We start from the raw sequence: 21,013 nt of genomic DNA, 5'->3' as shown, positions 1-21,013 counted from the left end.
AAAATATTTGGACTACCGAAGTAAATCTTGTAAATTCCAATAAAATACAAGATAACCTTCCTTTTTGTATTTTTCTATCAGTTCACCCTCCAATAAAAATAAGCATGCCCATAGTCAAGGCACGCCTACTTTAAGATCCTTCATTTATTCCTTACGCTTGAACAGGTTTCCCGCTCGTTTCCTGTTCTGCGGAATGGCTAACTCTAAAGCGCCCTGCAACAAAGGCGGCAAGGAGCGCACCCACGACCATCGCAAAACCTAAGATATAAAAACCATTGATCAAATTGCCATCACGAGCAACCGCACCAACAACGATCGGGCCCACGATTCCCCCGAAATTCCCGCACAGATTGATAAGACCATTAGCAGTCCCTGCTTGATCACGCGGCACAAATGACATCGCCCATGCCCACCAAGGTCCCATGGCGGCGCATATACCGATACCTGCTACGCATAGCACAATAAGGTTGGCCACAAGACTTAACCCAATAAAATGTTCAATAATGAGAGCTAATCCTCCAATCAGTAAGGGAATGGCTACAAATAAGCTACGGTTCCCGCCGCGGCGATCAGACCAACTCGCATTGACGTACATGGCGATGGCGGCAAGAATAAATGGGATGGCGGAAAGAAAGCCAATCGCTTGAATTCCCATACTGCTTAACTGTTTCATCAGACTCGGCATCCAAAGACCGAAGCTATATAATCCCGTGATCCAAAGGAAATAAATAATTGAAAACACCCAAATTTTCGGATTGCTAATGACCTCTAAAAGTGAACCCTTCTCTTTTACCGCTGTTGACTTATTCTCTAGCAGATACTCTCGCTCTTCCTTTGAGAGCATGCGGTCCTTGGCCGGAGAGTCTGGGGCCAAAAAGTAGAAAACAACCGCTAAAATCAATGGAGGAATCCCTTGTAAAATAAACATCATGAATCATCCAGCCTGCTAAAGGAGACATGATGATAGAAGAGATCGGCAGCGACATTTCTGAAAAGTTGATGGCCCTGGCCCTTTCTTCATCCGGATACCAGTTTAGGGTACGTTATTTTTGGATGAAATCGGAGAGATGCCTCTCTCCCTGCAGGTGAAATTGCTGGGGGTTTCGCTGTATTGTACCACTTGGTCCTTGAAAATATAAGGTTCAGGGACCCTTTCTGCTTCGCTCAAGCCCTAGTTACTGGAAGAAGTATTACTTGTGTAATATATCTATTTATAAAATAGCCTTTTTTCACTTCCCTGTACCACTGACATGCCCCTTTAGTGCAAAAAGAAAAGCTGCCAATTGGCAGCTGGATCTTTAAGTCTTGCACTCGTTGAATAAGGATTCTCCCTTTATAAGGAGCCATTAATATTGAGAACTTTGTTTTAACATCTCAATAAATTTTGAAAGTGCGCTTGTCATTAAACTATCTTTGTGTCGAATGAAAAAGGTTTTGGCGGTGCTGTATTGTTCTGGAATTTCGAAAGAACGTACTAACCCTTTTATTTCAAGTGATAGAATCGAAGACTTTGGCACTAAAGAGGCTCCAAGTCCAGAAATCACACCTTGAATAATAGCATCGGGATGATTGAATTCTAAATATCGAATTTTACCAATCCCTATTGTTTTCAACCAAGTTTCAAGTTGGTCTCGATGTGGACAACCTTTTGTATTCATGAGAAAAGGTAGATGACATACTTCTTCAATATTTTTCATCTCTGGAGCACTGATTAATACGAGTTGTTCTTCAAATATAAGCTCCTGCACGATGCTTTCCTCATTCAGTTCCGATTTTACAAATGCACCCTGAAGTTGAAAATTACGAATCTTTTCCACCAATTCAGCTGAATAATCGGTCATTAACGATAACTCTACTTTTGGATAAAGTTTAAAGTAATTAGCTAGTATGGAAGGAAGATACATCGCAGAGGCGGTATGAGTGGCGCCAAGCATGAGACGACCAATGGGTTCTGTTGAATCATTTAGAGCTTTATGTGCCTCTTCATGTAAATGGATAATTTGCTCTGCATAACTCAATAACTTCTCACCTGCAGGCGTTAATAACATCCCACGTTGGCGATAAAAAAGTTGCGTATTCAACTCCGCTTCTAATTGCTGCACCCTTGCAGTAACGTTTGACTGTACATAGCCGAGTATTTGAGCGGCTTTTGTAATACTTCCCTCACTTGCAACAGCCAGGAAAATTCGTAACTCATTGATGTCCATTTCTGACCCCTCACATTATTATCATTAAAAACGAATCTATATATCATTTATGTTCATTTTACATGATGATTGTCGGAGTGTACAATTTTAGCAGGCACACCAAAAAGGAACATTTTGGCTCATCTGCCCTATAAAGTTATCAAGGAATTTATTAGGAGGTAAAATATGCTTAATCATTCAAACATTGAAATTGGAGAACAATTTCTGGCTGCGTACAATGCTCACAATTGGGAAGGAATTCGAAAGTTATTAGATCCATCTGTGAAATGGACCCTACCAGGCAACGGAGCCATTTCGGGGACGGCTGAAGGAATAGATGCTGTTATCAATCGTGTCAAGTCAATTGTAGATGGAAAAGTATGTACACAACTTCATGGAATACTTGTGGGTCAATTTGGGCTGACCTTATCACTACACAATTCAGCTGTCTCAGACGATGGTCGTGTCCTAGAAGAAGAATTAGCGACGGTACTAACCATTGAATCTGAACTTATTACAAAAATAGATACTTACCTTTCTGACGTGGCTGGTATGGAACAATATTTTTCAAAATAAAATATTGAAGTGTTATCAAATAAATAAAACAGATCGTTGAGTCAAGTGGCTTAAGTTTCGGAACTTACATAGAAAGATGCCGGCAATTCTGTTGATGCAGTTTTAAATTATATTTCGAAAGCATTAAAAATAATGTTAGATTTTAATTAGTTGGATTCGACAACTTTAAGGTTCGTAACGTGCTGCTCGTAAGGAACATAACCCATAACCAGGAGAAGAATCTACTTCCAATGCGGAAAAGTACCGGCATTTAAGGACAGTAGCTGTAAATAACTTACTTTTACTACATGACAAAAAAGTGATGATATTAATACATCACTTTTTTGGGGTCTACTAAAACTTTACAAAGTTTAAACACATAAGAAAAGCTTCTTAATGACAGCTCCCGTTGAACAAACACTATTTCTTCTAATGCACATTATCATCGAAATATGCATTACGAATAATAAATGTTTTTTTATACAAACTATATCTATTGCTAAAAGGAGGTTCTGTTATGCGTGATAATACAAATTTGGCAGTTACTGTCTTTTTTTCACTTTTAGGCTTTGTAGCAACAATAATTTTTAGCAGTGTCATAATATCTCAAAATAACCAAATTAAATCACAACTTGAAAACGCAAAGCAAACGTGATCCTTTCAAGAAAAACTTGAGAGGATTTTTTATGTCATAATATTCATCACCCTATTCTTTTAAATTCATTATCGTACTACAACTGCAAATTTTAAAGCATTATAGGATCTTTCAAAAACACTTTTACTTACCCAATATTTATTGTTTGTGCTTTTACTGTTTGGATCTGCCACATAGTAACTACCTGTACTTTTATTGTACCCGATCAATGTTACGACGTGCATATTGTCAACCATATTTACCTTTCCTGCACTTCCCATGTACCACTTAGCCCATGTTGGTTTGGCAAAATTTAAGGTAACGTATACAACTGCTGGATTTCCTTTATCTAGCTCTTGTCTTAATTGAGTCGTTGTAAACCCTGTTGCATTCACAACTTTACTACTATAATTTCGGCCAAAATTGGTTAAAGGTTTGGGGAAAATAGATTGAAATACACCATTTACATTTTTGTATGGCGTACCTGCATATCCAAGGTACGGATTATTCTTGTTTTTTGGCATTTTATCAAGCAATGTTTTTAAACTTTGACTGGTATACCCTTTATATTTTAAAGCCATTAATAAACTAGCACCTTCACAACCAAATGGAGCATAGGTCGGTGTTAATTGACTAACATATGGCACGTTTAATTTTACCGTTTTGACTGCCTGTGTACTAACTTTTTTAAGATATGTTGAACTTGCGTACCCTATGTAACTCTTATATTTAACTTTATACCAACTGCCACTTTTTGAAATATATGTAACCGTCTTTCCTTTTGGCATGACTAGAACACGAGAGTATTTTGTTCCTGGTCCTTTACGTAAATTTAAATTTTCTGTTGTTTTATAGGTTGTAGTTGTAGCTGCTTCAACTGCAGATACTCCTAAAACCTTAGAGCTTAAAACATTTGCATCGGATAAAACACCACTCGTAAAAATTGCCGATGCGATGAAAGAGCTGGCTAAAATTTTTTTCATAAAAATCCCCCTTTAAAACGTGTAATAGCATAATGATCCATTATAACATGTTAGAACCACCGGGGCGGTTCTACTGGTCCATTTAATTTAATTTGCGGGCCAAAAAAGCCAGTTTTTAATGTTCTGGGGAAAGACATTAAAGTAATGTTAACTAGGTAATAACCTAATTTGAATAATGATAAGCTCTTTTCACGTTACAGACCATAACATGTAATGAGTTAGACAATTTCCTTTAAAAATGCAGGTGAAAATCTATGTATCATCCTTATGGAACAGGATATATGACATATCCTTTTATTGGAACCCACATGGGATATGGATATCCATTGTCATTGTATCATCACTACCATCCTCAACATCCTTATGTTCACCTTGGACACCACTTTCCTTATTTTGCTGTGCCCATTCAGGCACCGGTTCGATTTTGAACGGAGCATTCGCTGCATGAACATGACGTTTATTCCAACCCGATGGTCATGTATTCTTTTATTAAGCCGAAAGTATTAAAAATAAAAAAAGCCCCATTTGGGCTTTTTTTGATTGAGATAACTCTAACAAGTCTATGCTTTAAAGAAGAATATGGGTTTTCGGATACACGCTAGACTATTTATCAGTTTAAATAAGCATCCAACCGATTAAGCCTATTATGGGAAATTTTTATTTAGGAACAGACCAAAAATTAATTTCCTATAAATCAGCACTTGTCCATTCCATTTCATGCTCTTGTACATAGATTATATTACCGCTAGCATAAAACCAACATATTTTATACCTTCTTTTAATTAAAGAGCGTTTGCCTATAATGGCAGACGTTCTTTGCTTATATAGGTAAAGTATATTTTTCTATATGAATAGGATGTTTGTCCAAGCCACTTTTGTTTTATGAAATATTATACATATTGAAAGTTATATTTAGGATCTTCTAACAGGTGGTGATTAGTATGTGCTTTGGATACGGTGGTTATGGCTATGGCGGTGGTTTTTACGGAGGTAGTACATTTGTTTTAATCGTAGTATTATTTATCCTTTTAATTATTGTTGGTACTGCTTTTGTTTTTTAATAAACCCATGCCATTTCTAGCGGAAGAAAATGGTTAATGCTGGAGGTGTATTAAAATGGACGGAATGGGAAATGGTTTTGCGTTAATCGTTGTATTATTCATTCTCCTAATCATCGTTGGTGCATCCTTTATGTTCTACTAATAATGGAGCAGGAAAAAGGCCCTTTTTCGGGCCTTTTTTTGAATTCCAATATTAGTTCTTTTAAATAAAGCTCTTTTTTTAAAAGGGGCTTTTTTCTTTGCTAGCAGGACGCCATTTTTGAACTATAAGACCCCAATAGGCTAACAAGCAAGGCCTGCTTGTTAGTTGACTATTACTTTTCCAACCATCCCTTCCTGGAAATGGTACCGACAGATCAGTTCGTATGTACCGGGCTTTTTCGGTGTTACGGTAATGGTTTTTTCTCTTCCCGGCTGCACTTCGGCGTCAATTCCGAGCTGATCCACTGTGAAGGTGTGTTCTTTCTTACCTGTGTTCTTCAAGACCAACGTTGTCGTACTTCCATTCGGAATCGTGATGGCTTTCGGATTAAAGAAATCGTCTTTCAATTCGACCTCTATCGCTTTTACCGTCTCAATAGGCTGAGTTACGACACTAGATTCGGCAAATACTCCGTGCGTGCCTAGAGCTGTCACAACCACAATCATAGCAAGCAATACGAACAATCCTGTTAACCTTTTTTTCACAGACATTCGCAATCCCTCCTTTCCTAAGCACTATTATTTTCGAAATCATAAAATATTATCACGGTAAAATTGGTTCCAACCTGCTTCATCTCGTTACTCTTTTATTTGAACAATGATCGAGAAAAAAGATTGACCTAATGGCCAATCTTCCACATCTATTCAATTCTAATTTTTTGTCCTGGGTGCAGTCTTTCAGGTTTAACGTCCGGATTCAAGCTATTGAGGGTGCCATGTTTCATTTTCCATCCCTTTTCTAGGTCCCAAAAAGTATCACCTTTTTTAATGGTATACGTTTCAGGTTTTGATCCAGAAGGAACCTTTCCTTCTAACCTTAACCGCTGCCCCGCATAAATAACATTCGGATTGACAAGATGGTTTAACTTCGTAAGGTAGTCAATTGATAATCCATATTTTCTACCAATTACCGTAAGATTTTCTCCAGCTTTTACAATATGAATTGCTGGAATTTCATCTACCTTTAAAGATTCAGTTTTGGGTACTACAACTTCATCCCATGCACCAGGATCCTTTTTAATATCATTCTTGTCTATAGCAATTCCGGCAACGGTAACCTCATTTTGATATTGATGCATATGGATGTGTTCGGCAACCTTTCCTTTGCTCCAAGCAAATGTCTGCCAGTAATAATTGACTTTATTTTTGACTGCCATCATAACAGCATAAGAGCCATATAATCCGACTTTGTGGTTTTTTAATGTGGCATTTAAACCATCTACATAATCGAGGATCCCTTCCATATGGCAGGCTTCGGCATCAAAATCAACCGCAAAGTAAATGGCGCTTCCAGCAGGTTGCCCTACTAATGTTGCGTATATTTCCGCGTCTTTTGCATCCGCAATTCCTTGGGCTTTCGTATGATAACCTGGATAGTTTGCACTTTTTTGAGCAATACTGATTAACTTTAATCCTGCCTCTTGAATTACCTTTACTTCAGCTGCATCAAATGTTTTCCAACTATTGCCGAGATACCGGGCCACGTAAGAAAAACCTAAATCTTTTAAATTTCTTGCAGATACAGCCGTTAATTTTGTAGCGCAATCAAACCCATTTCTTTTCATGACTACTCCTCCCCTTTTCCGATTTTAACCTCTGGAATTTCTTTGTGTTGTATTTTATTCCTTTAAGGTTCACACCCACAAATCCTGTTTCTTATTTCATCGATTGGGTCATTTATCTTTCACTAGTTATATAAAGAAAAGGGACAATAAGAGATAGGATAAAATAACAAAGTTTTAATAAACATGGAAAATGGGTGAACGATTGGATCAGGAAGGATTTTATAATTTTTTTCTGTCCTTAAAATTGTTCAATATCACACGATACGTTCGCCATCCATGCATCAGTGCGGCACCACAGAAATGGAATTTTTATTTGTTCTTCCATGGTAGTGCAACAAACATGAAGAATTAAATAAGCCAAGGTTTCCATTTGGCTCAATTTTCACTTCGTATTTTTGGGTACTTATTTATATAGGTAGCCTCACCAGCAATAAGTTGTTTTGTTTCTACATCATATACTGCACATCTTCCCCTAAATTCTTTATCTGTGTCTTTAAAAGAGTAGAAAAAAAATACCTGTCTATCTGGACTGATTGCCTGATTATACTTCATTTTTATATCTGGGTTGGTAGTAGGAATACCATTTCCGTCCCACGTTATATAATTAAATTTTTCCACCTCATGAAACAGTACCTTTTTTCTAAAATTTGCTGATGCATTAGGCATGTCTTTAAAAAGAGCAGTATCCATATTTCCAAGTTTATTCTTATGTTTTTTGTAAAAATCATAATGTTTTCTGTAAAACTCTTGATGAACAGGATAGCTCCTTTTCCTTAATGCTTCATAAAATTGGTCTACAGTTTCAGTAAATACTTTTTCTTTATTCTCAGGGTATATGTAGTTTATTTCTTTCTTTACATTTTCCTTAGCTGATATTAGGTTACTTTCTGCCTGGGTTTGTTGCCCTGTTACCATTAGGACACATAAGGCAAAAATGCTGCATAAAACTTTCGGTGTCATGTTATAAGCTCCTTCATGTTAAACTTATTTACCGAATCAAAGTAAACCCATATCCTAATAATGGGTTTGTGATAAAAATCCCTTTAGAACCTAATGTTACGGTTAAAAATCAATGGTTCAAAGACTTAGTAGATGAAGTAGCGATTATATTTCCTGGTCAGGTACACCCTTATTTAATGGTTTTTAACAACGAGAATCAACCATTTTTCTTTACATTTCAAGGCAATACAAGTAAATTCATGGGATTATTGAATTTTAAGCCGTAGACCTCAGAAATGAGGTCTATTTTTATGCATTTTAACTAAACTCCCTCTTTAGTTGAATAACAAAGACTTCTTCAATGAGCGCCTTTAGTACCGTTTCAATGATAAATTTCAATTGTTATCAGTCTTTCTGTTTTAATCTAATACCATAGAGTCTCATGGCTTCAAGACTCCCTTCTACTTCAAATATCCCTGCATCTATCATCTTCTTAAGGCGATATTCCAAGAAAGAATCCCCTACAAATTGGTCTAAATGCCCCAATACTTCACCGATTAATCTTGCAGATTTTATGTATACTTTTGTTTTTGTTTTTCCATGCAATCTTTTTGCTGCCTTAACGATAAATTCATCTAAATAATCTTCAGGAAAACAATGGATTCTCCCGTTTCTCCATAATCTTAAATTTTCAGGGTTTTCCGCAAGGTATTGCCATTCTTTTTGTAACTCCCCTATATCATGGTCTGTAAAGTTTTCACCCTTCCCTTGCTCATATATTAATTGCAATTTTTCTGGTGTGATTTCACCTGAATGTAAAACAGTATATTTTACTTTTCTTTTCTGAAAAAGTTCAGTGTATTCTTTAGTCGTGTTAAAAACAGAAATGCTATTATTTCTATCCTTCAATAAATGCAAAACAAACCGCAATCCTGTCTGTTCATGCGCGCTTTCCGAAGTCCAAATTGTGATTGGTACATTTTCTGGAATAGATTTTATTTGATTTAATGCCTTTTGAAAATATTCCTTATATTCATCAAATTCACTATATTCATTAGTGCGGATTTTTCCCATCCAAGCAAACCGAGCTTGTTGTCCAATTTCATCATGCAAATGCCAAATCGGACCTACAGAAAACATCTCCCAAAATGAAATAACCTTTTCCTCCTTTTGGAGACCCATATTTTTAAGAACATTCTTAAATGTCCCAGCAGCAGAAATACCAAAGAAAATATGAATCATTTTAAATGGCCCTTCTTCTTTCTTTTCAGCCTGTTCATTGGATAAAATCATTTTGTAAACCTTTCTGATATCTTTTATAAATTTTTCTTCAGAATAACCCCAATCATCCTTCTCATTTAAGAAATATACTCGTTTTACAATATGTAAAAGTAAAAGCTTCGCTTCGCCATCAGGTAACTCTTTAATCACCTTATTTACTTTTTCAAATTCTATTTCCGTCTTCACAAACTTTCCTAAACTCCCTTTTTAATTAAATTCTTGCACTTCTGTAACAAAAAACCATACCACGCCAAGGATGACAAATAATAATGTTACGAAAGGAGCGCACATTTTTTTATATCCTATTTGCCTAGATAATAAATCCTTATACCGTTCACCTTTTTATCCATTTTGTAGGTTTCTGAAGATTTATCATAAATCACGTTCAGGTTCTTGTCATTTAGCCATTCAATAGAAAATTCTTTATCTGACCCAAATGTGTTTCCTGATTCATTTTGAAATTTTTCATCTTTTTTTAAAATGGATAACTGTGGAGAAAGTCCCGTTGTAGCACCGCAATTTCTTTCGAAGATATAGGCTACATTTTCACTATTTGGAGAAGGCATCTTTTGTTTAATTTCGTTTCCGCACATATCACCAAAAAATGCATCCAGTGCATACTTACCGGCAAAATACACAGCGATTATAAAGATTATGCTGATTATAATGGGTTTTAGCTTATTCCGCATGAACACTGCCCACCTTTTATCATCCCCAACCGAAACCCAGCTTCCCCTCATTATTTTTATAATAATAGAATTATCTCTTGAAAAAGAACGGCTCCTTTACTAATAGATTCAGCCTCCTATCTCAAAGCGTGTATTTACAACTAAAAATGTAAAGTAAATAGCTTACCAATTCGCACCCTTTTTTTGAGATGCTATTTGTTTGAAAAAATGAAATAGCCCAGTCCCACGAACTAAGCTATTCCCTATATTTATTTCGCTTCTTATTTAAACTATAGCACCCGTACTTTACGTGTAATCGTTCACAAAGTCCATTACCAGCCCTTACGATTACACAAAGAAGTAACATGTGCAAGATGATGTCGCCCGTGCCAAGCGTAGATTTCTATTTTTTTAACCTACCGAAACTAGAAAGTACAAAGCCCCAAATAATTTTTTATAGGGATTCATTACGTTAATTCTGTATTAATTTGTCATGGTCGACTGCTTGTGGAGGTTCCTCCATCCAGCCGTGTTTAATCATAATGTTGGCTCCATCTTCGACATATAGCGCGACTTCTGGAATACTACATATTAGGATAATATCCCCTGAATAGTGGAAAATATAAATGAACAACCTATCTACTACATGGAATGAAAAAAGAAACCCTTAGAATAGGTCCCCACAGATTGTCGAGAAAGGGTATTTTTCTCGGCATTTTTTACTTATTCAAGAATATGGCTCGATTGTGGAAAAAGCTAAAAATTTTTTCTTCAACTAACCAGCCACGTTAATTCAATAAAAAAATGCTACCGTTATAAGCAGCAAGATCTATAAGTAATGCACCCGGTAGTTGAAAAACGGCTTGTTAATTAACACACGACACTTTCTTTTCAAGAATAACTGGACCAACTCTTTTCGTTTTTGTGTTAATTGTTCTAACTTTAACATGCTTTGGTCGCATTGTTGAGGAGATTTCATCCCATTTTCCTACCCAATTATTATTTTCATACTGGGTAAGTGGGAAAATCCAACTTATTTCATTAGGAATGTAAGCTAATACCTCGTAACTATTATAATCTCCAAACCCTGAGGGCTTGGGCATATGTAATGCATGAACACTAAGACTTGTTCTTTTATCCTTAAATGACCTTTCGATATCATAAATTAACACTACACCTTTAGCGTTAGCGGGAATGTCTTTTGTTGGTTCAAGTATCACTGTACAAGGTGGAAACTGTTTATATCTAGTCTCCGAATATGTGGTTGAAGGAAAAATGGCTAAAACAATATATAAAGTAAAGAAAATTTTTCTCATAATAAAGCTCCCTTCTTCTTGTAATATTAGTAGGATTTCTTTTAATTAGAAGGCTCTGTTAAATTTTAATGTTGATTTTTTGGGTAAAAATGAAGGAAGCCCGTCTCAATGGGTTTCCTTAATCTGATACTTAAAAAAAGACCATATTTAGTGAGGTAATACTACCGCTATAATGCCGAAAACCATTGCTACTATAATCCAGAAGGTAAACTTTTTTGAAAAACTTCTATCCCATTTTTTAACAAAGTCATCGGATAAACTTCTATCATCATTTATTGCATCTTTAAATTCTTTCTTGAAATTAAAAGTCTGTATCAGTAATACCATTAATATGATTATCGAGGCTAAACCAAAGACGACTCTTAACCAACCCATAATTATCAATCCTTAACGTATAATTGTGTTCATTATTTTACATTTCCCATCTTAACAATTACTAATCTAATCCAAACTGTTTATTTAGCGGAACAGAACTATACATTGAATTTTGACAGCTGTAAACTGTCATATGTGTCAGTCATTTCAAATACAAATGATGTCAGTAGAAATTCCTTGATATGCTATTTAGTGCTTTCGTTACTACGACTATCGACAAATAAAAACCAAGCAAGGTAATTGTCGAGATACTTAGAAGCCACACCTTTAAAACGGTCTATCCACTGTTTTAAACGGGAATGGAGACATTGACATTTTGGATGTGATACAAGCCCTTAATAACGTGTTTACCACCGCCAAATTTAATACGGTAATGTTCTAAACCTTTATCTTTCGCATAGGTTTTGTAAGCCCTCCAAGCATCGGTTACAATCACGTTTTCATTGGATAGTTTAGAACCAATCAAAGCATCAACTTTCGGTTTTACAATACGCCCCATACAGGCAACTTTGGAGACAGTTGCTTTAGTTCGGTCTCTGGCAACGAGAACACAAACCTGTTCGTGGCTGATTCCTCTGTGCTTGGATTTCCCGCCACGTTTACGAGGTTTACGGTCAGCGATGCCACGTTGTCCTTTTTGAGAGTATAGGAAATAGGTCTCGTCAATTTCAACGATACCTTCAAAATGTTCAACATCCATTTGTTTTAAGGCGTTTAACAGTTTGTGTCTCCAATAAAAAAGTGTAACCCAAGTAACCCCTACGATTTCAGCCGATTTTCGCAGGGAATATCCTTTGAACATACAATCAACGAATGTAATCCATTCGTTGCCTTTTCGAGTACGGTACAAGACAGTGTTGGTTGTATCAGTAAAAGTCTTGATACAACATTTACAGCGATAGCGTTGCCGACCATTATATTTTCCGAAACGAACAACGTGTTCCGATGAACAATAAGGACACTCAAATCCTTCCTTAAAGCGAGTTTCTCTCATTTCATTGATTAAACGACCACCAGCGGAGGAAGAAGGTTCAACATAGCGTTTAACCCATTGGTAAACTTGTTCTTCTTTTGTATGTGGTAATTTGTCGATATACTTTAACAAGTTGCTAAACGCTTTGCTCACCTTGACCCCCCCCCCGAATACTTGTTCTTATGTTGATTATATCAAGAATTCAGGGAGGTATCAAAATATCAACATTTACCTTTAACAGAGCCAATTAGAAAAATATATGTATACCATTAGACACGTCAATGAAACAAAAAAGAATAGCTGCCTTAATGACAGCTTTCTTTAACTCAAGTACCCGTTTGATTAAGTGTAGTTCTTCACAATCTTCTCTTTAACAAAACAAAACGGGCCTTATGCTGGCACCCTCCCTTTTATTTTAATTAGTGTAACTTATAGAACCTTTTTACCAAAATTTATAAAAAATTGGTTATACTTACATTGGAGGTAAAGAAGTATGAAAAAAAATCCCTGATGAACAAAGGAGACTAAAAATGAGAAAACTCGTTCTATTTCTGCACGCATCGCTTGACGGTTTTGTAGAAGGTCCGAACGGTGAAATGGACATTGGCTGGGTTTCATACGATACTGACTTGGAGAAACACGCAAAAGAAATTCTGAGTACTGCCGACACTGTCATATGGGGACGTGAGACGTATCAGATGATGCACAGTTACTGGACATCTGTGCCTTCTGACCCCTCAGCTTCGCAGCATGAACGGAATCATGCCGAGTGGATCGAAAAGACACCCAAAATCGTTTTTTCCACGACGTTGGAGAAAGTCGAATGGAACAATTCCAGACTGGTGAAAGAAGATGTCGAGGAAGAAATCAAGAAACTCAAACAGCAGCCAGGCAAGGATATGGTCATCCTCGGCAGTCCTAGGTTAGCACACTACCTTATGCAGCTTGATTTAATAGATGAGTATAAAATTACGGTTTCTCCCGTCCTGATTGGCAGCGGGTTGCCGTTATTCCAAGGTCTCAAGGAGAGGATCAATCTTAAACTGATCGAAAACAAGACATTTGATTCTGGAGCCATAGCCCTCGTTTACCAGACGGTTAGATGACCTTTTCTCCTATAGCAGATTTCGACGGATACGATAGCTCAATAAGCCGCCTCTTCAACGAGGCGGTTTTCTTATCGTAAAGATCAACAATTACTACCTTCATATTGGAAAATTGCAATAGCTGTTACGGGTATTTCTTTAATTATCTCGTTATTATCGTTTATTACCCCTATAGAGCAAAATTGATTAGTGCTACAATTTGTTGTGATATGAATTACCTTTGCACCATTTAATTCTTTGGAAAATACACTATGTCCCCCTATACCTTACGACTCCGTTTATTCAAAAAGAAAGGCGATCCTTTGTTATTAAAGCATCGCACCCCGTTAGCTTAAAACCGTTCAAAATATTAACAAAGCTAGCCAAGTAAAAGGGAGAAACAACCAATAATCATCAATATTTGTAATGCTTAAATACCAAAGTATTATTCCAATAACAGCATATGGAACATTATGCCAATACTTCTTTATCCAACCAAAAGAGTGAGCCAAAGCTAATGTCCATAAAACAAAAGGTATGACAAGAAAGTAAAGACCAATTGACCAACTTCCCAAAAAACTAACCACATACATAATTAGTCCCGCCAACCAATACTTTCTTCCAATATTTTTGATAACTGCAACAATCATTAATATTATTCCTATAAGAAATAAACCATAAAATATGAACGTTAACATATAAGTCCACCCCTATTAAATTGCAACGATTCTAAAATCAGCGTTAAATATCCTCTTCTATATCTATTCCAAATAAACCTGCTAATTGAACTAAACTGACACGTTCGTTTAAAAACAAAAAAACGGTAGTTTTCATGTTCGTGTTTTTGGAAAGTTCTTCATGAATGATTGTGAATTTTACTCATATATATGGGTACAAAGGAGGGGATAGTCAGGACTGAGAGGAGGGACAGATATGAAAGTTAGAAAATCAGTGATATTAGGGGTTTGCGGCTCAGTTATAGGGATGATTTTATCCCTCATTTGGATGAATGTAGGCTCTAAAATTTGGGGGAATGTACTATATGGAGGAGGTATAGGAAAGCATTCAGCAATTCCTCCAACCTATTTTAGTGTAGGTTTTCTGATTGCTAGTTTTCAATGCTTTATAGCATATTTCCTCTATGTCATTACACTAGCGAAAAGTCTCCCCAAAAGGTTAGAAAAGAACTCCAGAGTGAACGGACTATGGCTAACATGGGTAGGGATTGTAACCTTTATCATTAATCCATTTCTTTTAATTCCGTGTCTGATGCTTTTCACGGCAGGAAGCATGACTTTAAAGAGAAATAGGGAGTCTGGTATGAATATCTAAAAACTCGGTACTTTGTCGTTCTTAGGGTGTCGAAAAAGACCCATAAAGGGTCTTTTTTATAGTTTCATAATATAATTCAATTGCTTTATCATGATTTGAGTCCATAAGATTTTCTTTAATGATCCCGGTCTCAGACGGGCCGAACATTGCCTTTATTTCATCTGGGGTAACCTCAATGTTGTCAAACTCCTTAAATACAGATTGAAACGCATAGAAACAAACTGGCAATGTATCAGCAAGAGTACCATCGAAATCAAATATAATCGCTTTAATAACTACACACCCTTTATCAAAATATTGTATCTTGGATTTTATTGAAAAATTTAATCTATATTGGTATATATTGAATCTTCTACACCTAGAAGTAGTTTGTATATGCTTTTATCGAGCAGACTTTCTAACTTGTTTTTAATTGTATAAAATCCTTTCCAGTGTAGTGATGTATGTAAATTTGTTCCATGATGTAAACCAACCGAAACTAACCTTTTTTCTAGTGTAGTAAAACCCTCGGATTCAGCAAGAGCATCACAAAGCGTGACTACTTTATTATAAATATCATATGTACTATTCTCATCTAGAATTTCAACCAGCTTTACCTTCATATGGTTGGGTACGAGGCTCCAGTCTGCTGCTATTTCGATATGTTCATTCTTGCAAGGAAAGGAATGAGTAACACAAATAACTGCATTACCAGTAAAACCTAAATCCTTTAAATAAATGTAACCATCGTATGAATGAATTACAGATTTGGTAAATCCTTTATATCTACCAATATCGTGCAAGAGAGCAGCATTATAACCTAAATCAACATCAAGTTCATATCCATTTTTATTTAATTATATCAAGATGTTTTCAGTAGCTCTTGCTACATTAATAGAATGTTTAAACCAAGGTCCTGGGTTTTGTTGATACGCCCATTCTATAAGCTCTTTTGCATAATTTCTATCCAATATATATTTCATGGTTGTCTTTCCCTTTCAAATTAAAAATTTGTTTATTAATACTACTTCTTTATTTTAGTATAAATTCCCTTCCTTAACCTTTCCTGATTCTTTACTTCAACAGCAAGAAAAGTCAATTTCCTTCTTCAAGTAAACTGCCGTTAGAAGATCAAGCAAAAAAGGCTGCCTCAGCAACCCAATCTAATTTAACTTGAGAAAAACGGCATGAATAATCCTGTCATCAAAAAAGAAACACCTATATATCAGGTTGTTCTACGTCTTGCCTTATGAAGCTCTTCCAATTTTGTAGAGATAGCAATTGCCATTTCTTCCGTTACTTTCGGTAAGTAAGATTTTAAAAACTTATTAACCATTCCTCCCATTGCACCTCCAGCAGTAATCTCAAGAGAAAATGTCATCCTTGTCTTATTTTGATCTATTCCTTCTGCAAGGAAATATCCTTCGCCTGAAAAATTCTCATTTACCCCTTTTAAGTTAAAAGTAACCTTTGTCGGTGAAATCCATTCCTTTATGGTTACCATTAGGCTAATCTTTTTCTTAATGAATCCGATGATACTATAAAATTCCCACGTAGACTGACGGTTTGTAAATTTACGATGTTGAATATATCCAGGAATAAGCGGCGCCCAGTTATCCATATCCTTAACAAAATTCCAAACCTCATTGATTGGTAAATTTACCTCAACTTGATACATCCCGCTTGGCATTCATTTTCCTTCTTTCCATTTCAATTTTAGGATCTTCATATATTTATATGTTTGTTTCGTCGTTTGGAAAGGCATTATAAAAATTGGGCCTAACACCAAGTGGGAGAAAATAAGGGCGCTTGTGATGAATAAATTTGGTATGTAAAAGCAAGAACGTCCATTTCCTAATGGAAGCAAGCGATAATTGCCGTAACAATACCACCGAAGCTGTGAAGGGAAAGCTATCAATTAATTGATTTATCTAATATATAAGTATTATTTATCAGACTGCCTTTTAAAGAATAAATAACACAATGAATAAATTACCAAATATATTAAGAATCCCCCAACTGAATTTTCGCTAAAAAAATTGTGAATGCCATTGGCACGAAATATAGCACGAATAACTACGGTAAGAATTACAGTAATAAATAAAGAGATGGCTAATTTTTTTGTGGTCATAAAGTTTTACTCCATTTTTGTTTTGTCTTGAATATTTGTCAAAGCTAACTTTATCTTTGTTATGAACAAAAGTATTGTACAATGCAATTTATTTTTTTAATTCGGAAATTTTTTCATTCTCTTTGTTGATCTAAACTGCTTCGTTTGCTCAATAAAAAAAGGCTGCCACAGCAACCTCCCCTTCTTAAATTCAAGCACCCATTAGTTTAAGAACAATATTTCAATTAGGCTTACTAGTTTGCCTAGACGTTTCTCTTAACCAGTGGACGAATTTCAAATGCAAAAACATGAATCCATAAAGGAACGGGTAGGAAATAGCTGAGTGCCACCATTTCCAATGTGGATAATATAAATATCCCATCTTTAAATATGTCCATTCATAGAAGCTAGAAAAGATTGACCATACCAGAATATACGTAATTTTCTTTTTCCAGCTGCCATTTAATGGATACCAGCTTATCATGATAACCGCAGCAGGAGCATAGATAAATAAAATCATAAAGGTTGTAGGTATATCAATGTATTTTCTTACCCAAAATTCATATAGGCTGTATCTATCTGTCCATCTGTCTGCCACTTCTGCGATGAATAGACATGTTGCAACCGTAGCATAGTACTCCAATGGAGGAAGTTGTTTCGGAACCTTCCAAGCAACCCACGTGAAAATTACAGCTGAGACAATTAAATACCAGTACCACATGGAAAAACACCTGATTTCTTATGTAAAAGTTACTTTCATAGGATTATCAGAAGTTTCTCTTTTTATTTGCTTAATAGTTGAGCAAATCGTTCCGATCCCGCGGAACGATAAGTTAAAACATCATTAACTATGATGCCTGTGATTGCTTTAAAAAACACTTCAGTCGGTAGATGGCCAAAAGGACAAAATTAAAATGTCCTTAAATATCCATCATTAATGCTAAGCTGATGCCTTTTTACTTTTTATTACTTTTATAGCTAGGTAAACTATAATGAAAAAAACAATAACTGCAACCAAATAAGCAATAGGATGTAAGAAGTTTTGAATGTTTCCCCAGTTTTTCCCTAACATATATCCTACATATGTTAAGAACCCAGACCATATTACACTCCCGATGGTTGTGTAAATTAAGAACTTCCCAAGGGTCATACGGGCAATTCCAGCTGGTAAGGAGATAAATGTACGAATAGCAGGTAAAATACGTGAAACAAATACAGTGATTTCTCCCCGATTGTCAAACCATTTTTCAGCAGATTCCAAGTGTTTTTTTGACAAAAATACGTACTTCCCGAATCGTTCGATAAATCTTTTCCCACCCCAATATCCCACTGCATAGGCAATTAAAGACCCAATGATATTGCCAAGTGTTCCAATCAAAATAACGCCTACCATATTTAATTGCCCTGTTGAAACCAAAAAGCCCCCAAAAGGCATGATGACTTCGCTTGGAATTGGTATACAAGCACTTTCCAAAATCATTCCTAAAAGGATGCCCCAATATCCAATTGAATTAATCCAGTTTATTGCTATGTCCCCTAATTGATGTAAAATGCTCACTTTAAATTCTCCCTTATATTTATGAAATTGTGTATGGTGAAAATTTAGACAATAAATATATAACAGTTTGCCATAAAAAATGCAATTTATAGCGAAAACATTACTCAATTTTCTATAGAGCTTAATAGACAGTTAACGTATGTTTAATTGATTCTTAATAATTACTCCAAAACAATATCGTATAGTTTAAATTGTTAATTATAACTTCAATCGAAAAAGGAGTATTAATAATGATTATTTTCAAAAAAAGAGATAAGGTTTTCTGGTAAAAAACTTACTAGTGGTTGAATTAACGATGTTTGCGGAACACAGGACAACAGATGTCAATAAATACAGCAATGAACAATACTCTTTTTGGATCATTAAAATTATGGCAACTACTGTTTGAGAGACAGCGGTATTAAAGTTAAGTTTGCGGAAAACCACTTTAAGAAAGGAAATTACGTATGGAAACGAACAAAAACAAAATGAAAATTTTACTTAACAAGGTACCAGAAGTGACGATTTTCTTCTGGATTATCAAAGTTTTATGTACCACTGTTGGTGAAACATTTGCTGATTTTCTTAATTTCAATCTAGGACTTGGTTTAACTAACACTACCATCATTATGGGAATCGCTTTTTTCATTATGTTATTTCTTCAATTTAGAGCAACGAAATACGTTCCAGGCATTTATTGGCTAACAGTTGTGCTTATAAGCGTATTTGGAACATTGGTAACAGATAATTTGACAGACGGTATTGGAGTACCTCTTGAAATTAGCACGGCGGTATTCTCCGTACTACTAGGATTAACATTTCTTTTCTGGTATTTAAGTGAAAAAACTCTCTCAATACACTCCATTTTCACAAGGAAAAGAGAAGTTTTCTATTGGCTTACCATTCTCTTCACTTTTGCACTCGGAACTGCAGTCGGTGATTTATATTCCGAACAACTCGGTCTTGGTTATCTGAATACAGGAATAACAGTCATTATAATCATTGCTTGTATTTTCGTGGCATGGAAAATGAAACTTGATGGTGTACTAGCATTTTGGATTGCGTATATTTTGACTCGCCCTCTAGGAGCATCAATAGGAGATTTCCTTTCTCAACCAAAAGTTAATGGCGGGTTAGGGTTGGGTACTACTGTGACAAGTGTCATTTTTCTTGTAGCTATCTTAGCGATTATAGTTTTTCTCGCTGTTACAAAAATTGATATAAATGCAAAGAGCGAAACAGGGAAAACAGGCCCAACAAATGGAAGTAAGAAAAATGTTATGACTCAAACCATTGCGGCACTGTGTATTTTCTTAATTGTTGGTATAGGCGGTTATGTGTGGAGAAGTAATGCAATAGCATCGCAAACAGTTTCTTCACAAGCTTCATTAGGTGGACAATTAACAGGATTTATTAAAATTGAAAATGATATGCTAACGGAAGTAAACTCAAATAACTTTAGTTCGGCTAAAACAAATGCGGATGATTTAGAACATCAATGGGACACATCAGAAGCTAAGCTTAGAAAAATCGATGGCACCACGTGGACTAAAATTGACGGTACGATTGACGTTGTATTAGCAGCTGCTCGTTCGGCCAATCCAGATGCGAGCAAGTCTAAAGTTGCACTAAACAATTCGCTTAGCGTCCTAAACACCGCAAATAAATTATCTGCGAATGCTTCTTCAACAACATTAGTTGGACAATTAACAGCTTTCGCTACAATTGAAAATACTATGCTAAAAGATGTTAACTCCCATAACTTTTCTTTAGCGAAGAAAAGTGCGGATGATTTGGAACATCAATGGGATCAAGCAGAGCCTAAACTTAGGAAAATAGATGGTACCTCCTGGACAAAAATCGATGGAACCATTGATGTAGTGTTGGCTGCCGTTCGTTCATCAAGCCCTGATGTCAGCAAGTCAAAATCTTCACTTACCAACTCGCTCAGTATAATAAATGATGCAAATAGATAGAAAGTCCTTGGGAATCGCAAAAGCGGTTCCTTTTTTATAAGCCCCCCCCTTTTAATTGTCAAAAGCGAAAAGCCATTGTTAAGAGCTTTTATAGAAGGTGAAAGATTACACTTAAACCAGACTGCCACTTTAGTGCATAAGAAAAACTGTTAAAATGACTGGTTGAATAGAAAATGCAAATATATAAAGATTTGGTTGGACATATAATGAAGAATTTTTCTAAAAGAACTTGGATTCAAATTTTACGGTCACAAATT

General features: G+C 35.7%; 22 protein-coding genes and 3 pseudogenes. 8 read left to right on the top strand and 17 right to left on the bottom strand.

Annotated features, from left to right (window positions below; translation table 11 throughout):
- Positions 1-151: 151 nt before the first annotated feature.
- The gene (locus tag M028_RS30605; protein WP_081810810.1) at positions 152-931 is read right to left on the bottom strand and encodes an MFS transporter; all 780 of its coding nucleotides are present in this window, start codon (positions 929-931) and stop codon (positions 152-154) included.
- A gap of 106 nt (positions 932-1,037) precedes the next feature.
- Between M028_RS30605 and M028_RS34095 the strand changes: the two are divergent.
- Positions 1,038-1,103, top strand: a pseudogene (locus M028_RS34095) (sigma 54-interacting transcriptional regulator); the annotation flags it as partial.
- A gap of 243 nt (positions 1,104-1,346) precedes the next feature.
- On the opposite strand, the gene M028_RS0120860 reads toward M028_RS34095, so the two are convergent.
- The gene (locus M028_RS0120860; RefSeq protein ID WP_026575587.1) at positions 1,347-2,207 is read right to left on the bottom strand and encodes a LysR family transcriptional regulator; all 861 of its coding nucleotides are present in this window, start codon (positions 2,205-2,207) and stop codon (positions 1,347-1,349) included.
- A gap of 165 nt (positions 2,208-2,372) precedes the next feature.
- Here M028_RS0120860 and M028_RS0120855 point away from each other — a divergent pair, with 165 nt between their 5' ends.
- A complete protein-coding gene (locus tag M028_RS0120855) occupies positions 2,373-2,762 on the top strand; it encodes a nuclear transport factor 2 family protein (RefSeq protein WP_026575586.1) in 390 nt (129 codons plus the stop codon).
- 496 nt (positions 2,763-3,258) lie between these two features.
- A complete protein-coding gene (locus M028_RS32980) occupies positions 3,259-3,396 on the top strand; it encodes a hypothetical protein (RefSeq protein ID WP_155925694.1) in 138 nt (45 codons plus the stop codon).
- Positions 3,397-3,464: 68 nt separating this feature from the next.
- Here M028_RS32980 and M028_RS31575 read toward each other — a convergent pair whose 3' ends face one another.
- Positions 3,465-4,358, bottom strand: a complete 894-nt coding sequence (locus tag M028_RS31575) for a C39 family peptidase (protein ID WP_051591131.1) — start codon at positions 4,356-4,358, stop codon at positions 3,465-3,467.
- Positions 4,359-5,299: 941 nt separating this feature from the next.
- Between M028_RS31575 and M028_RS32265 the strand changes: the two genes are divergently transcribed.
- Both M028_RS32265 and M028_RS32260 read left to right on the top strand, forming a co-directional pair.
- Positions 5,300-5,419, top strand: coding sequence for a YjcZ family sporulation protein (locus M028_RS32265; protein ID WP_081810809.1), 120 nt, complete (start codon positions 5,300-5,302; stop codon positions 5,417-5,419).
- A 55-nt stretch (positions 5,420-5,474) separates the two neighbouring features.
- Entirely contained in the window at positions 5,475-5,561 is an 87-nt protein-coding gene (locus M028_RS32260) for a YjcZ family sporulation protein (RefSeq protein WP_081810808.1), read from the top strand.
- A 161-nt stretch (positions 5,562-5,722) separates the two neighbouring features.
- Here the strand turns inward: M028_RS32260 and M028_RS0120825 are convergent, their stop codons facing one another.
- The 8 genes and pseudogenes from M028_RS0120825 to M028_RS30585 all read right to left on the bottom strand — a co-directional run bounded on the left by M028_RS0120825 (position 5,723) and on the right by M028_RS30585 (position 12,890).
- Positions 5,723-6,112 (bottom strand): cupredoxin domain-containing protein, encoded by a 390-nt coding sequence (locus tag M028_RS0120825; RefSeq protein ID WP_026575585.1) that lies wholly within the window; start codon positions 6,110-6,112, stop codon positions 5,723-5,725.
- A gap of 149 nt (positions 6,113-6,261) precedes the next feature.
- Positions 6,262-7,185 (bottom strand): glycoside hydrolase domain-containing protein, encoded by a 924-nt coding sequence (locus M028_RS31570; protein ID WP_051591130.1) that lies wholly within the window; start codon positions 7,183-7,185, stop codon positions 6,262-6,264.
- A gap of 375 nt (positions 7,186-7,560) precedes the next feature.
- A complete protein-coding gene (locus M028_RS0120815) occupies positions 7,561-8,145 on the bottom strand; it encodes a hypothetical protein (RefSeq protein ID WP_026575584.1) in 585 nt (194 codons plus the stop codon).
- Between the two features lie 384 nt (positions 8,146-8,529).
- Complete coding sequence (locus tag M028_RS30590) at positions 8,530-9,591, bottom strand: DUF1835 domain-containing protein (protein ID WP_231510846.1); 1,062 nt, start codon at positions 9,589-9,591, stop codon at positions 8,530-8,532.
- Positions 9,592-9,707: 116 nt separating this feature from the next.
- Positions 9,708-10,094 carry a hypothetical protein gene (locus tag M028_RS0120805; protein ID WP_026575582.1) on the bottom strand — a complete coding sequence of 129 codons (387 nt, stop codon included), beginning with the start codon at positions 10,092-10,094 and terminating at the stop codon, positions 9,708-9,710.
- A 451-nt stretch (positions 10,095-10,545) separates the two neighbouring features.
- A complete protein-coding gene (locus M028_RS33900; protein ID WP_155925690.1) occupies positions 10,546-10,707 on the bottom strand; it encodes a DUF3231 family protein in 162 nt (53 codons plus the stop codon).
- Between the two features lie 232 nt (positions 10,708-10,939).
- Positions 10,940-11,389, bottom strand: a complete 450-nt coding sequence (locus M028_RS0120800) for a hypothetical protein (protein ID WP_026575581.1) — start codon at positions 11,387-11,389, stop codon at positions 10,940-10,942.
- Between the two features lie 473 nt (positions 11,390-11,862).
- Positions 11,863-12,890, bottom strand: a pseudogene (locus M028_RS30585) (IS1595 family transposase).
- 377 nt (positions 12,891-13,267) lie between these two features.
- Between M028_RS30585 and M028_RS0120785 the strand changes: the two are divergent.
- Positions 13,268-13,843, top strand: coding sequence for a dihydrofolate reductase family protein (locus M028_RS0120785; protein ID WP_026575579.1), 576 nt, complete (start codon positions 13,268-13,270; stop codon positions 13,841-13,843).
- Positions 13,844-14,184: 341 nt separating this feature from the next.
- Here the strand turns inward: M028_RS0120785 and M028_RS0120780 are convergent, their stop codons facing one another.
- The gene (locus tag M028_RS0120780) at positions 14,185-14,520 is read right to left on the bottom strand and encodes a hypothetical protein (protein WP_026575578.1); all 336 of its coding nucleotides are present in this window, start codon (positions 14,518-14,520) and stop codon (positions 14,185-14,187) included.
- Between the two features lie 235 nt (positions 14,521-14,755).
- Between M028_RS0120780 and M028_RS0120775 the strand changes: the two genes are divergently transcribed.
- The gene (locus tag M028_RS0120775; RefSeq protein ID WP_026575577.1) at positions 14,756-15,154 is read left to right on the top strand and encodes a hypothetical protein; all 399 of its coding nucleotides are present in this window, start codon (positions 14,756-14,758) and stop codon (positions 15,152-15,154) included.
- 21 nt (positions 15,155-15,175) lie between these two features.
- Here M028_RS0120775 and M028_RS32255 read toward each other — a convergent pair whose 3' ends face one another.
- The 5 genes and pseudogenes from M028_RS32255 to M028_RS0120750 all read right to left on the bottom strand — a co-directional run bounded on the left by M028_RS32255 (position 15,176) and on the right by M028_RS0120750 (position 18,801).
- The gene (locus M028_RS32255; protein ID WP_442852795.1) at positions 15,176-15,427 is read right to left on the bottom strand and encodes an HAD family hydrolase; all 252 of its coding nucleotides are present in this window, start codon (positions 15,425-15,427) and stop codon (positions 15,176-15,178) included.
- A gap of 50 nt (positions 15,428-15,477) precedes the next feature.
- A pseudogene (locus M028_RS30580) lies at positions 15,478-16,116 on the bottom strand (HD domain-containing protein).
- Between the two features lie 242 nt (positions 16,117-16,358).
- On the bottom strand, positions 16,359-16,823 hold the full coding sequence (locus tag M028_RS0120765; protein WP_026575576.1) for a CoxG family protein: 465 nt from the start codon (positions 16,821-16,823) through the stop codon (positions 16,359-16,361).
- Between the two features lie 661 nt (positions 16,824-17,484).
- A complete protein-coding gene (locus tag M028_RS0120755) occupies positions 17,485-17,964 on the bottom strand; it encodes a CBO0543 family protein (protein WP_026575574.1) in 480 nt (159 codons plus the stop codon).
- Between the two features lie 219 nt (positions 17,965-18,183).
- The gene (locus tag M028_RS0120750) at positions 18,184-18,801 is read right to left on the bottom strand and encodes a DedA family protein (RefSeq protein ID WP_035424238.1); all 618 of its coding nucleotides are present in this window, start codon (positions 18,799-18,801) and stop codon (positions 18,184-18,186) included.
- Between the two features lie 446 nt (positions 18,802-19,247).
- Here M028_RS0120750 and M028_RS0120745 point away from each other — a divergent pair, with 446 nt between their 5' ends.
- Positions 19,248-20,756, top strand: coding sequence for a COG4705 family protein (locus M028_RS0120745; RefSeq protein ID WP_026575572.1), 1,509 nt, complete (start codon positions 19,248-19,250; stop codon positions 20,754-20,756).
- Positions 20,757-21,013 lie beyond the last annotated feature (257 nt).

It is taken from the genome of Bacillus sp. UNC438CL73TsuS30, assembly GCF_000482325.1.
GTDB lineage: Bacteria > Bacillota > Bacilli > Bacillales > Cytobacillaceae > Neobacillus.
Note: the sequence above shows the minus strand (reverse complement) of the source record. Positions and strands in the feature narration are given on the sequence as shown.

Coding starts and splice junctions, on each gene's coding strand:
- M028_RS30605 (WP_081810810.1), bottom strand. CDS start 931: ATGATGTTTATTTTACAAGGGATTCCTCCATTGATTTTAGCGGTTGTT.
- M028_RS0120860 (WP_026575587.1), bottom strand. CDS start 2,207: ATGGACATCAATGAGTTACGAATTTTCCTGGCTGTTGCAAGTGAGGGA.
- M028_RS0120855 (WP_026575586.1), top strand. CDS start 2,373: ATGCTTAATCATTCAAACATTGAAATTGGAGAACAATTTCTGGCTGCG.
- M028_RS32980 (WP_155925694.1), top strand. CDS start 3,259: ATGCGTGATAATACAAATTTGGCAGTTACTGTCTTTTTTTCACTTTTA.
- M028_RS31575 (WP_051591131.1), bottom strand. CDS start 4,358: ATGAAAAAAATTTTAGCCAGCTCTTTCATCGCATCGGCAATTTTTACG.
- M028_RS32265 (WP_081810809.1), top strand. CDS start 5,300: ATGTGCTTTGGATACGGTGGTTATGGCTATGGCGGTGGTTTTTACGGA.
- M028_RS32260 (WP_081810808.1), top strand. CDS start 5,475: ATGGACGGAATGGGAAATGGTTTTGCGTTAATCGTTGTATTATTCATT.
- M028_RS0120825 (WP_026575585.1), bottom strand. CDS start 6,112: ATGTCTGTGAAAAAAAGGTTAACAGGATTGTTCGTATTGCTTGCTATG.
- M028_RS31570 (WP_051591130.1), bottom strand. CDS start 7,185: ATGAAAAGAAATGGGTTTGATTGCGCTACAAAATTAACGGCTGTATCT.
- M028_RS0120815 (WP_026575584.1), bottom strand. CDS start 8,145: ATGACACCGAAAGTTTTATGCAGCATTTTTGCCTTATGTGTCCTAATG.
- M028_RS0120805 (WP_026575582.1), bottom strand. CDS start 10,094: ATGCGGAATAAGCTAAAACCCATTATAATCAGCATAATCTTTATAATC.
- M028_RS0120800 (WP_026575581.1), bottom strand. CDS start 11,389: ATGAGAAAAATTTTCTTTACTTTATATATTGTTTTAGCCATTTTTCCT.
- M028_RS0120785 (WP_026575579.1), top strand. CDS start 13,268: ATGAGAAAACTCGTTCTATTTCTGCACGCATCGCTTGACGGTTTTGTA.
- M028_RS0120780 (WP_026575578.1), bottom strand. CDS start 14,520: ATGTTAACGTTCATATTTTATGGTTTATTTCTTATAGGAATAATATTA.
- M028_RS0120775 (WP_026575577.1), top strand. CDS start 14,756: ATGAAAGTTAGAAAATCAGTGATATTAGGGGTTTGCGGCTCAGTTATA.
- M028_RS0120765 (WP_026575576.1), bottom strand. CDS start 16,823: ATGCCAAGCGGGATGTATCAAGTTGAGGTAAATTTACCAATCAATGAG.
- M028_RS0120755 (WP_026575574.1), bottom strand. CDS start 17,964: ATGTGGTACTGGTATTTAATTGTCTCAGCTGTAATTTTCACGTGGGTT.
- M028_RS0120745 (WP_026575572.1), top strand. CDS start 19,248: ATGGAAACGAACAAAAACAAAATGAAAATTTTACTTAACAAGGTACCA.